Origin of the sequence: Halapricum sp. CBA1109 (assembly GCF_009741825.1) — an archaeon.
In the GTDB taxonomy this organism is placed as follows: Archaea; Halobacteriota; Halobacteria; order Halobacteriales; family Haloarculaceae; genus Halapricum.
Genome location: NZ_WPCA01000017.1, coordinates 19,297 through 31,098, shown reverse-complemented (window position 1 = coordinate 31,098; position 11,802 = coordinate 19,297). Strand labels below are relative to the sequence as shown.

9 protein-coding genes and 2 pseudogenes are annotated in these 11,802 nt (G+C 53.9%); 7 read left to right on the top strand and 4 right to left on the bottom strand.

Annotated features, from left to right (window positions below; all coding sequences use genetic code 11):
• The 3 genes and pseudogenes from GJ629_RS03560 to GJ629_RS03550 form a co-directional block, all read left to right on the top strand.
• Positions 1-498 (top strand): annotated as a pseudogene (locus tag GJ629_RS03560) (hypothetical protein); the annotation flags it as partial.
• 3 nt (positions 499-501) lie between these two features.
• Entirely contained in the window at positions 502-762 is a 261-nt protein-coding gene (locus GJ629_RS03555; RefSeq protein WP_157511785.1) for a hypothetical protein, read from the top strand.
• 3 nt (positions 763-765) lie between these two features.
• Positions 766-3,030: a type B DNA-directed DNA polymerase gene (locus GJ629_RS03550; RefSeq protein WP_157511784.1), complete on the top strand. Its 2,265-nt coding sequence runs from the start codon at positions 766-768 to the stop codon at positions 3,028-3,030.
• A gap of 544 nt (positions 3,031-3,574) precedes the next feature.
• On the opposite strand, the gene GJ629_RS17475 is transcribed toward GJ629_RS03550, so the two are convergent.
• Positions 3,575-3,706: a hypothetical protein gene (locus GJ629_RS17475; RefSeq protein WP_255475202.1), complete on the bottom strand. Its 132-nt coding sequence runs from the start codon at positions 3,704-3,706 to the stop codon at positions 3,575-3,577.
• Positions 3,707-3,710: 4 nt separating this feature from the next.
• On the opposite strand from GJ629_RS17475, the pseudogene GJ629_RS03545 reads away from it, so the two are divergent.
• Positions 3,711-3,983, top strand: a pseudogene (locus tag GJ629_RS03545) (ISH3 family transposase); the annotation flags it as partial.
• A 142-nt stretch (positions 3,984-4,125) separates the two neighbouring features.
• On the opposite strand, the gene GJ629_RS03540 reads toward GJ629_RS03545, so the two are convergent.
• Both GJ629_RS03540 and GJ629_RS03535 read right to left on the bottom strand, forming a co-directional pair.
• Positions 4,126-6,279: a right-handed parallel beta-helix repeat-containing protein gene (locus GJ629_RS03540; RefSeq protein ID WP_157511783.1), complete on the bottom strand. Its 2,154-nt coding sequence runs from the start codon at positions 6,277-6,279 to the stop codon at positions 4,126-4,128.
• 185 nt (positions 6,280-6,464) lie between these two features.
• Positions 6,465-7,607, bottom strand: coding sequence for a hypothetical protein (locus GJ629_RS03535; protein ID WP_157511782.1), 1,143 nt, complete (start codon positions 7,605-7,607; stop codon positions 6,465-6,467).
• A 326-nt stretch (positions 7,608-7,933) separates the two neighbouring features.
• Between GJ629_RS03535 and GJ629_RS03530 the strand changes: the two genes are divergently transcribed.
• Entirely contained in the window at positions 7,934-8,755 is an 822-nt protein-coding gene (locus tag GJ629_RS03530) for an HNH endonuclease (protein ID WP_231754470.1), read from the top strand.
• 234 nt (positions 8,756-8,989) lie between these two features.
• The gene (locus GJ629_RS17860) at positions 8,990-9,865 is read left to right on the top strand and encodes an HNH endonuclease (protein WP_370515770.1); all 876 of its coding nucleotides are present in this window, start codon (positions 8,990-8,992) and stop codon (positions 9,863-9,865) included.
• Between the two features lie 120 nt (positions 9,866-9,985).
• Here the strand turns inward: GJ629_RS17860 and GJ629_RS03520 are convergent, their stop codons facing one another.
• Positions 9,986-10,540, bottom strand: coding sequence for a DUF192 domain-containing protein (locus GJ629_RS03520; protein ID WP_157511781.1), 555 nt, complete (start codon positions 10,538-10,540; stop codon positions 9,986-9,988).
• Positions 10,541-10,684: 144 nt separating this feature from the next.
• Here GJ629_RS03520 and GJ629_RS03515 point away from each other — a divergent pair, with 144 nt between their 5' ends.
• A complete protein-coding gene (locus GJ629_RS03515) occupies positions 10,685-11,746 on the top strand; it encodes a hypothetical protein (protein ID WP_157511780.1) in 1,062 nt (353 codons plus the stop codon).
• Positions 11,747-11,802: the final 56 nt, after the last annotated feature.

Genomic DNA, 11,802 nt, shown 5'->3' with positions numbered 1-11,802 from the left:
AGCCACCACCACGCCGCGTCGCGCGAGGGTCCGGCCGGCTGCGGCCACGGCTGGGACCACTGGCCACTCGGCGCTCTCAGGACCGACGCCCAGCGTGATCGTCTGCCCGGCCGTCGCGCCCTGTATCGCGGTGGCGAGCTGTCACCCGGCGTCTCACGGGCGATGCTCTGCCGGACGATTGCTGTCCTCGGCTCTCTTGCGAGGGAGCACTCGATCCCGGTCGTCCTGACCCGTACCCGCGAGGACGAGTACACTGCGCCGATAGCCCGCGCGTCGACGACCATCTCGCTGGTCGAGACCGAGTTCGGTGCTCGGTTTGACTGTGATGCGCTGGACTTCGAAACGCTGGCTTACCCGGTCGGCCATGGACACCTCCAGACGACGTTGTCGTTCTGGCAGGACGTCCTAGCGATGCGCCACCCCGAGGTCGCCGACGCTTCCGAGACAGGAGAACCCGGGCCGGTCACGCCATCGACGCCCGGAACGCTGGAGGGGTGAGACATGGGACGGACGAATCCGACGTTCCGGGACCTCATCAGTCGCTTCGAGAGTCGTTGGCAGCCGTTCAGGCGTACTCTCCGGCACGAGGACCAGGCACGGTTCGACCGACTGCTAGCACATGCACGACGCCATGCCGACGCCGGGGGCGCGCTCAACCATGAGTCACCTGTAGTCCCGCTGCTGGTCGCCGTTACCCTTGCTCAGGAACGCCGTATCGACGAACTCGAAGCGCGCATCGAGGACGACGACAGCGGGGACTGACCGATGGTGTTCACTGTCGACTTTCTGGACCAACCAATCACGTGGTCGCTGACCGGGACCGTCGACGACCCCGGATGGACGGCCGAAAGTCATCGAGAGTACAGACCGACGCTGTACGCCGTGACTGCCCGCGGGATGACGGAGACGGCCCCAGACGCCGAGCGCTGCAAGTCCGAGCTTCAGGACCTCCGAGAAGACTTGGCTACCCATCCCGCAGTCGTGACGTCCCGCATCGAGCGCCGGCGACCGGGATTCCGGTTTGATGAGCAGCCGGTCTTGGCTATCGAGGCCGACCGTGTCGATGTCGTTCGGAAGGTGGCGCGGTTTGTCGAGCGTCGAGGACCGCCCGGACAGCATCCCTTCCGTTCGTTTGATGTTGACTTCTCTCCGGAGTTTCGCTTTTGTCTCGACCGGGACGCATCACCGATGCCAGCGCGGCCACCGACACAGCTGCGACTCGATCTGTCTCGGGAGGCAGCCGCCGACGAGGACCTCTCGGAACTTCAGATCGGGAAGGAGACAACCGCTCCATCGGCCTCGGGTGCGGATCGGCCAACAGAGACACGGACTGTCCCGGCCGGCGACACCTCTCGGGAGGCCATCGAGACGGTCGCTAATCGGCTGCCTGACGACGACCCGGATATCCTCTCTGTTGAGCGCGCCGCTATTATTCCGCTGGCGGCGCGAGTAGCCCGCGAAAACGATGTGGACCTCGGACTGAAGCGCGTCCCACCGAACCGACCGGCGGAGACGGTCCCCATCTTCCAGCGACTTGCCGGCGAGTCGACCTTTGAGTCGTATGGACAGCGCCGTCACTCGCCAGCGCGGTACAACGTCCCCGGACGTGTGGTGGTCGACCGCTCGAACACCTTCTTTCTGGACGAGACGAATCTCGCCGGGGCGCTTGATCTGGTCGAACGCTCCCGGAAGCCACTACAGGAACTCTCGTGGGCTAGCATCGGGAACGTCCTCACCGCAATCCAGATCCGCGAGGCCCGCTCGCGAGGGGTCCTCGTTCAGTGGCACGCGTGGCGTCCTGAGCGGTTCAAAACCGCCGCGACACTCCACGACGCAGACCGCGGCGGGACGACGCTCTCGCCGGTCGTCGGCGTTCACGAGGACGTCCATGAACTGGACTTTGCGTCGCTGTATCCGAACATCATCTGTACGCGGAATCTCTCTCCCGAGACGGTCCGCTGTCGATGCCACGACAGCGTGGACGTTCCAGAACTGGGCTATTCGGTCTGTGACGACGACGGTTTTCTCCCGGATGTCCTCGGGCCGATCATCGACGACCGCGCGGCAATCAAAGAGCATCTGGCCGAGGGCAACCTCGATTCGGCTGAAAGGGTCGCTTTGGAGGGGCAGTCGAGCGCGCTGAAGTGGATTCTCGTCAGTTGTTTCGGCTATCAGGGGTTCTCGAACGCGAAGTTCGGTCGCATCGAGGTCCACGAGGCGATAAATGCGTACGCCCGAGATATCCTTCTCACTGCAAAGGAGCACCTCGAAGCGGGCGGGTGGCATGTCCTGCACGGTATCGTCGACTCCATCTGGGTGACCCCACGGGACGGCGTCGACGACCCGGAACCAATCGAGATGCTGGCGGCCGAGATATCCGAGCGCGTCGGGATTGATCTGGAGTATGAGAGTACCTTCGACTGGGTGGCGTTCTGCCCGCGGCGGGATGGCGACGCCGGCGCGCTCACTCGATACTTCGGCGTCCGTCCTGACGGGTCCCGGAAGGTCCGCGGCATCGAGTCTCGCCAGCGCTCGACCAGTGAGTGGGTTGAAGATGTCCAGCGTGACCTGCTATCCGTTTTGAATCGCACTCGCTCGCCCGAGGACGTGTGTGACCGGCTCGGGCGGCACCTCCGGCAGCTTCGGCACGGGGACGTTCCCCCTTCGGACCTCACCATCACGACCCGCGTGAGCAAGCACTCGGGCGAGTACACCCACCGAACGCGGTCCGTCGCCGCGCTTGAACGCGCTGCCGACCACGGTATCGATGTCTCGCCCGGCGAATCTGTCGCGTTCGTCGTCGCCAATGACGATGCCGACTCGATCGACCGTGTTCGGCTGGCTGGAGAAGTGAAGTCGGGCACTTCCTACGACGTGAGCTGTTACCGCGAGCGTGCGATTCGAGCGACGGAGAGTATTCTCTCGCCGCTGGGCTGGACGACCAACGATATCGAGTCGTACCTCGGGGAGACTCGCACGACATCGATGGCTGCGTTTGGCGGCAGTGAGTATTGTCCGAGCAAGCGATAACGACTCTTCGCTCTTGCAACCGCTGATATGGGTGCGCTCGTCGACTCGGGGCGCTATAATAACTAGACGCCGCCCGAAGCGTACCTCGGACCTTTCTTTCACCAGCACCAGCATCGCCGCCGCAGTCAGACCGCCGACTTCATCGTATTTGCTCGGTTCGCCATCGAGGCGACAGCCACACGAGGTCAGAAATCTCGTAGTCCAGCGCGGGGCGGACGACACATATAGCATTTTCCGCGCAACTGAGGGATTTCCCGTCCGTCTCATTTATATATTTCACCGCGGCAGCTATCAGCAATATCCAAAGACGAGGTGCCAGACTGTCAAAGGTCTCATCCAGAATCTCGAAGCCGGAACTGACGAGGGCGCACCCGTCGAGGAAGTCGTCCACCTAGAGCAGTCGCTCGGATTCACGAAAACCATACCAGGGACGGGATACAGAATCTGAAGCAACGAGGGGAGGTCTACGAACCCATGATGGACTATCTACGGACGTCCTGACGATTTACACTTATGCGGTGCTACGAATGCGACATCAGGTTGTTCAACGGGGTCTGAGCGGTTCCGACTCCGAGACGAGCGGCGCGGCCGCAGTGGCGGCGCCGACCAAGACGCCAGCGAGAAGCCACGCGAGGATGTCACCGTTTCGAGTGTGGGGCCGAGAGAAGACGTCCATATCGGTCCTCGTCGGCGTAACCGCCGACGGGACCACAATCTCGACGCTCTGTAACTCCAGTGCCATCGGCGAGCACAATCCTCTACCACCTGCGAACGAGTCGCTAATGCCCTTCTTCGACGAGACATCGTCGAATTGCTCCGATCAGATAGAGATCTGCGCAAACCTCTACCTGCGACCCTACTACGTTGACGAGGACGGCACAGACGGCCTCTACTACTCTGAGACCAAGCACGGAATCACGGCGTTCCACGCCTACGCCACACTCTGCGCGCGTGAAAATTGTCAATCGCCTTGGTTTCAAGCTCAAGATTTCTCGTTATTACGGAAAATTCGAGGCGAAAGCCTCGCGCTTCAGCGCGGAGATGATGTCAAAGACGGATTATTCCGATTGTCTCAGATCTTGTCCTTGAGATACTTCACGAGACATCATTGTACAGGGCTATCGCGTCGAATAAGGTTCCAGCGGTCCCATCACCGTCGAAATCAAACTGGGGGATGTTATTCTCAATTACGGAGCTATCTCTATTGTTGTAATATGCGAGTGCATCGAAGAGGTTTCCTTGGCCATTTCCGTCAACATCTTCCAGTTGCTCATCAGCGTCAATATTTTGAGCCGGAGTATTTTGATCCGGAAGAACGAATTCACCTTCAGAATCGGCATCAGTTGTTGGTGCACTGGTTAAGTAATCTCCACAGTCAACATTTCCAACACAGCTACCAGAGCTTGGACCACTGCTTTCACCCCACCAATTACCTGTCGCATCGATCTCAGTCTGGACATTCGTGGCATTGATGCCATGCTGATTCTCGATGAAAGTCGACTGGTCTACACTCCATTGTCCAACTACGCTTATTCCATTGATACCAACATCTGTATGTGCGAATGTACTATCCCTGATCTCCCAACTTCCGCTTGTTGGCTCTCTGGTCGAAAATTCGGGCTCTGTATCAATCCCCAAGGTAGCCTCAGAGATAGTCAGATTGACAATATCCCAATCTCCGGTAGCGTCGTCGGCCGAAATGCCATCACTGCTAACGTTCTGAATAACTGTATCACTGAGGTTCCAATCTCCATCAGTTCCAGCCGCATCTATTCCTTTTTGTACGTTTACGTAGGTTGAACTGCTAATCTCAGTCTGAGATATGTTCCAATCCCCACTGGAGAATGTTGCTTCGATACCACTAGTGTCTGCATCAATCTCTGCGTTGCGGATATCCCAGTCGGTTTGGCCGGAGCCATATATTCCAATCCTTGTGTTGATTGAAACGTTCTCTATGATTCGCTGTCCGTCACCTCCCGCTCCAATAATGGCGTCATCAAAGCTTTCAATTATTCCATCTGTTACTTCGGCAGTTGCTGTTTGACTTTCTACTCTGATACCGGGAAGGTCAGTCGAGAGTTGTGAACCGTCCAACTCGGAACCGTTGAGGTCCAGCACCACTCCAACGTCCAATCTGATTGGCTCTGAGTATTCAGCGTCTTCTACCCTAATTGTATCTCCATCTTGTGCTTGATCAATAGCGGCCTGAATTGTTTCTGTGTCGCTTTCTTGAGACGTCCCAACTATGAAAGTCTGTACCCGATCATGGTTGTGAATTTGTGCTTGATGTTCCAGAGTCGATTGTTTTTCATCTGTGTAGATCGGATTGACCTCTGTCACTCCAGCAATAGCATCTCCACTTCCTGTGTACATACCGCTAGGACCATCCTGACTGCCCCACCAGTTTTGAGTTGCTTCGCCGGAACCTGACTGGCGAATAACTAAGCCCGTTCGGCGGTTCTGATGTATTCTATTTTCAGTAATACTCCAGTTTCCAGAAGCCGAGGTGGCACTGATACCATCAAAGTTCTGCGTTACTGTACTGTTCGTGATTTCCCAGTCACCTCCTGATATGTCTGCTCGTACCCCTATGTCATTATTTTGGATTGTACTGTTTGTGATCGTCCAATTGCCGCTTGACTCTTCTGTCGAGATACCAGGGTCTTTGTGTCTTTGAACAGTGCTATTTTCGAGTGTCCAGTCACCAGATGTATCGGCGGTGATCAACCCTGCAGTATTGTTTTCTATCGTCACATTTGACAGTGTGAAATCACCAGACGCGCCGTATGCGTAGACTGGCCTGAAATTGTTGTCCAACCTGAGGTCTGCTAATGTCCATGATCCTTCTGTACGGTCAGCACTAATTCCTCTGGGTGAATAACCAGTAATTCTGAAGCCTTGAATTGTCGGTGAGGCACTCGAATACTCTGGGATGGTGATTGCATACCCAAATTGTAGATTGGAACCGTTGAGTGTGGCACCGTTCGGTGCAATCAGTGAGATATTCTTTCCAACTGTTAGTTCCTCTCGATACGTTCCATCTTGTACTCTAATTACGTCGCCTTCTGATGCGTTGTCGATTGCTGATTGGATAGACTTATACTCGTCATCCCCATCAGCATCGCCATCTACAACAAGTGTTGATTCTGCACCCGCAGACATTACTCCGAACCCTGCCGAAAATAGCAGGCAGGCCACCAGAGTCACTTTTACAAATTCTTTCCACCCATTTAGATAACGCATGTCCATACATATTTTCAACACTCTAGTGAGTGTTTATATTTTGCCTTTTCGCACTTCTGTAGAAGATTGTCGATAGAGTTCAGATGTTGCTCTGGAATCGAAGGTAGACAATTTCGTTCTGCTCCGTGCAAGGAATTAATATCATAACGGAAGCTTAGATCCATACACGGTGTAGCTAGATGATTCTGATATTACTTTGAGAGTACGTCGAATCGGTCCCGTAACTCCTGTTCACGAGACTCAAATTGCTGAGATTTCTCCAAAACATCACTACTGACACGTTCAAGTTGTGCAAGCGCAGATTGCTGTTCAAGACCTGTCTGTCCGTCCGCAGACGTAGCATCAGCTGCCCGTTGCTCGTACGCCCCTTTGACGATATCCAACGTTGCATCCGGGTTGAACAGAATATCATTTGCGACTCTGGTGTACCTGTCGAGGGCCGCACCTTCCTTGCCGCTGTAGAAGTGCGTCAGCGCGTATGTCGCCCCGGAGTGTAGTGTCCACATATCGATGTCGAAGGGGTTTGGTGACTCGGCCTGCGCGTCCTCGGCCGCACGTTTAGCCAGATACTCTGGAAAACCCAGCAGATTGTAGAATTCGCGAAGGTCAAAAGGAACAGTAGTGACATCGAGAGTGATTTCTTGGGCGTCTTCGATGAACCTATGCAAGTCGTCAACGACGAGTTCGAGTTGGTCGAGGATTGTCTCCCACCAGGTGTGAAAGTCGCCGACATCCCCGACGTGCTTGACGGTCTTGCGATCGGTGAGTGATCTGATGGAGTTCGCACAGTAGGTATCTCTGGCGAAGCCTTCGACGTAGACGGCGTGGCCACCGAAGTAGTCGTACCCCGAGGTGACACCAAGCGTGATAGGGTCGCGCTCACCGGGGAGGTCGATCGACAGGCCGTCGAACATCACGTCCATGTGAACCTCACCACCACCACGGTATTGTCTGATCTCACCGAAGACCACCTCGCCTAAGCTGTGATCGTCGTATTCGGTCTCTCGCAGGACATCTTCGAGTGGTGCATAGACGTCGGTTGGGTTGATAATAGAGTAGCTGTCGGTTGGCACATTGAACAGGGGGTCTTCCTCCTGTTCTTGGAGTCTCGAGGGTTCGACGATAGCACTGAAGCGATCAGTTTCGACCCATTCTCTGGTATAGGGATTGTGGTAGGCAACAGGAGTGTTCGTTGCCCTCGGAAGTCTTCTGATTGCCTCGGCGAAACTCATCGGGGTTGGATCACTTTTGTGAGTGCGGTACCACGATGGGAGTTTGGTCTCGGATTGTCCGTCGACACCGGCGATGTACGTCGTCTGTTCTGGTGATTTCATTTGTGGTCACACAGGGAAACGCGCCTGCGCCTGTCGCAGGCGATCACAAAACTATGAGTGGCACCTACTGCGCTCCGTTCGGCGAGGGACAATCAGAACGAGAGACTGTGGTCTGACCGAAGGATCAATGTCATAGAGGCAGAACCACTCAAAACATGCTCTCTGATCGGATCCGAAGTATCGTCCCAATGTTCGGTGGGGCGACCAGCTACGTTGAGACACTGGATGCTATCCTAGAGTTTGTCCACACTCATCACCCAACTACGGACGAATTATTAGGATGGCACCGCGGCGCATTCGATCGCGTGTCGAGTCGCGAGTCGATCATGCGACGTGTCGAGTACCTCGAAAATGTGGGGTTCCTCGCCTCTGAGGATGACCACTGGCGGCTCGGAACTGAGGGAGAGACGTACTATCCAGACTATGATCGCGACATGCTTACCGAAATCATGTGTCGACGGAATCTCGGGCTTCGAAGTCTACTCTATGCACTCCTCGCTGGACCTATGTCGATCGAAGAGGTTGGCGAACAGCAACTCCGTGCACACGCCGAGTTGGGCTGGAATCCAGAGAACACAGACATGGCCAAACAGCGGACGAACTGGCTTCGAAGTCTCGGCCTCGTTGATAAAGAGGGACAGAAGTTTGCTCTCACAGACGATGGTCGAACCTTCGTTGAGGATGCGCTCAGGAAGTGGACACAGGAACCGCCTCGTGCCGCCAACCAGCTCGGAGCATTTTCCGCGAGTACGTATGAGACGACAGCCGTTTCTCGGTCAATCGATCCTGAGTTTCGTGCGACCGTCATTGGCGAGTATGACAGACAGTGCCCGATCTCAGGTGTCGATCATAGAGGCTTGCTTGACGTTGCACACGTGCTGTCCTGGAGTGAGTATCCGGACTACAGAGTCGACCTGGGAAACGTTCTCCCGCTAAGCAAGACTCATCACGCGGCGTTTGACCGCCAACTCTTCACGATCGACGAGGACTATCGACTCCGAGTTGATCCGGGTTTCAAGACAGAGAGCCGTCTTCTTCGACAAACAATTCTGGATAAAGCGGGCGACCAAGTCGAACCACTCCAGAATAATATTCGGACGGAGTACCTCAAACGGCACAACGAATCGGTTGACTGGCTCGCTGACTGAGATTTGTTGGGTATGCCTGATACACCTGCTATAGTTTATAATGGCGCGGCCAGAACACCGTGCCAATATGCATTCTCAATTTCAAGTCGGCCAACGATATCGCGACACGGGCAGCTACAAGAATCGTGATGATCAGTTTTTGCGCTGGATTCGCGGGCCACTCGATAGCGGGATCAAAAATACTGGTGGAATTCGTGACCTCAGTGCGACACGGTCCGAGACACCAGTACACTCGTGCTTGTCTCGAACGACAGTGGTGTCTCCCAATATGACGATCCGTGGGAAGACACACTCGCTGTTAATGCTGGCTACATCAGTTATTGGGGAGACGCCAAAGCTGAGAACCCTTACGATGAGTCTGCGAACAACCAGAAAATCAAAGCAGCATTCGACCGAGCGGCTTCGGGACAACGCGAAGAGGTCCCTCCAGTACTCGTATTTCGCAAGCCGGAGTCCGGAGTAGTTGAATTCTGCGGGCTCTGTGTCCCCGATCACTTCGAGGTTCACTCATATGAAGACGCTTCTGGAACACGGATTCCGAACTATCGTTTCCATTTCTCGATCCTCAACACACAGTCTGTCCCTCTTTCTTGGCTTCATCACCGGGCGCAGACGGACGACGATAGCTATTCTCCGGAAGTGTGGCAACGCTGGGTCGAAACTGGCGAAGTAGCACAGTGGCCAACAGGGGAGACGCTTGCACAGAGTGATCGAATCCGGCGTTACGAAAGGACCGAAACTGTAGTGAGTGACTCGTTTCGTGAAGAAACGTTCGTTCGGTACGGGCACGCCTGTGCAATGACTGGCATGGAAACGGAAGCACTCCTTGACCTTGCGCATGTTCTTCCACGAAGCCAACGGCCAAATCTCGCAGAACATCCTGAGAACGTTCTCGTACTGAACTCACTGCATCATCGGGCGTTCGACGCAGCACTGTTCACCATCGATAGTGACTACCGTATTCGAGCGAGCCCCTCTTTTGATCCCGCGCACCCGTATCTCCGTGAGACGATCATCAACCGGACAGGGGAACAACTGGCGTTCCCGTCGGAAGCTCAGATCCAGCCAGCTTTTCTTGATGAGCTCAACGCCGGCTTATCCTGGTCGTAATCATATTTTATTACATGTGGTGTTGTGTGGATTTCCCCGCTCATAGTCGTCTTCTGCCCAGGATTCGGCTCACGCTCGAACAGATCGGTGGTTGTGAAACGATCACCGAAGGCCGAACCCTCAGCCAGAAGGGGGAAACAAAATCTCGGTGCGGCTCCCTCGCTCAACTGAGGAATTGAGAGTTCCCTGCCGAACCTCCAAGACATACTGTGCCTCTGCAGTGTATCTTTCCAGGTCTTGATTGGACATTCCAGGAGCTGCTACCTCAGCTTCGAATACTCTGGTGACGGTCCCGTTTTCGGCGATAAAGACTATCTCCAGCGGATAGTTCATCGCCCGCATGACGAAACTACGCTCTTGCTGCGTCTGATATGGAAACAGAAGCCCAGTATGCAACGGAAGATCGTCTCGACTCGTATTGCTGAGTCCTTCGTACTTTTCGCCCGGCGTCTCAGCGACCCACACGGAAACTGTCTGGACCTGTATGCCGCCATCTGAGTAGAACGTCACACTTCCCTGAGGGTCACCGGTGAGGATGACAGAGTCCTGGTCTGGATACGGATCTGGAGAAGTCTCATCCAGTCCTCCACACGAATAAAGAATGAGTACGATCCCAGAGGAAGCTAAGACGACGAATAGCATAGACTTCCGATACGATTGCACGTCGATTTTCATACCATTACTCGGCTACTGTACACCAGCAATCGGTATCAAGTGATTTAGAACAACTGATGACCTCATCAGAAATAGTCACAAGATTTTGTCGAGTACCATTGGGAACCAGCATACACTTAATTGTTTGAATTTGACTAATACGTGATGAGTAGTGCAGGATCGAAATTGTCTGTAAAGGAGCGAATCGGATACGAAGTTTTCCTTTTTACCGGACTTTACGGTCTGTACAACCTATTTTTCTCAAATCAGCTTCTAATTGACGCAGTAATTTTTAGCTGCCTTTTTGGAAGTCTATTCATCAGGTACCATATCGTTGTCTCAGACGGGATGACTTCGAAGTCGCGCTCGGCAAAGACAACTGGAACTTTGATGTTCTGCGGTGGCGTTGCAATCATCTCGTATCTTGTGTTTCAGGCATTCAGTATGCTCACAGCGAGTATAGCAGGAGAGATGGACCACTTTGCAACCTTAGTTGGTTCTATTGCCGTCGGTATTATTGCTGTTGGGTTGGTCAATCTCCCTGTATTCCGATTTGACAGTCAGCGACGGGAGATATTCAAAGAAAAGCTCTCAGAAGGAGGACTCCAAGAAATAATCGCTCGAATCGGATTGTTTTTCGACCGAGAAATTGAACGGTCAAGCTATGATTCTGGCAGCAATTCATCCCCCTTGGAGGATCTGAGGAAGGCAAACAGGTTGATTCGGCAGGGAGAAGTAGGGTCTGAGAATCGTGCTGAGTTGAGGCAGGCGATTCAGACGTCTCAGGATGTGACACATATTTTCACAGTAGCATTTCATGCGCTCATTTCCGTTGCCTTACTTTTACTTTCTATTCTCATAGCAGAGATATTTACCAACATCGAAGGGATTGAAATACTCAGCGTAGTGATTATGGTCGCCTCAATCTACTACTCATTCCAATTGCTAAACCTTAGATTCGGGCTGCGATGGGAAGTTGAACGGTCATTCTGGATAATGCCAGTAGAATTGCTTTTTTGTGTTTTACTAACAGATCAAGCTCTGTATTACGGAGGTTTCACCAGTGGGAACTCAGTTATCCTTCTTATACCATTTCTAGCATATTTGCTGTCCAACAAAGGGGGGCTGATCTCTCAGAAAATGATTATGGGGCTAATGAATCTCATTGTCGATATACCAGAGACAAATAATGAAAGCATACAGGAAATCCTGAAAAAGAACGACTAGCTGAAAAGTATCGGTAACTCAATTTTGGCTTGTCACTGTCAACCTCCAGCAACACA

What these genes read in the sequence shown, in the direction of transcription:
- GJ629_RS03555 (WP_157511785.1), top strand. Translation starts at nt 502, where the DNA reads ATGGGACGGACGAATCCGACGTTCCGGGACCTCATCAGTCGCTTCGAG.
- GJ629_RS03550 (WP_157511784.1), top strand. Translation starts at nt 766, where the DNA reads ATGGTGTTCACTGTCGACTTTCTGGACCAACCAATCACGTGGTCGCTG.
- GJ629_RS17475 (WP_255475202.1), bottom strand. Translation starts at nt 3,706, where the DNA reads ATGGACGTCTTCTCTCGGCCCCACACTCGAAACGGTGACATCCTCGCG.
- GJ629_RS03540 (WP_157511783.1), bottom strand. Translation starts at nt 6,279, where the DNA reads ATGGACATGCGTTATCTAAATGGGTGGAAAGAATTTGTAAAAGTGACT.
- GJ629_RS03535 (WP_157511782.1), bottom strand. Translation starts at nt 7,607, where the DNA reads ATGAAATCACCAGAACAGACGACGTACATCGCCGGTGTCGACGGACAA.
- GJ629_RS03530 (WP_231754470.1), top strand. Translation starts at nt 7,934, where the DNA reads ATGCGACGTGTCGAGTACCTCGAAAATGTGGGGTTCCTCGCCTCTGAG.
- GJ629_RS03520 (WP_157511781.1), bottom strand. Translation starts at nt 10,540, where the DNA reads ATGAAAATCGACGTGCAATCGTATCGGAAGTCTATGCTATTCGTCGTC.
- GJ629_RS03515 (WP_157511780.1), top strand. Translation starts at nt 10,685, where the DNA reads ATGAGTAGTGCAGGATCGAAATTGTCTGTAAAGGAGCGAATCGGATAC.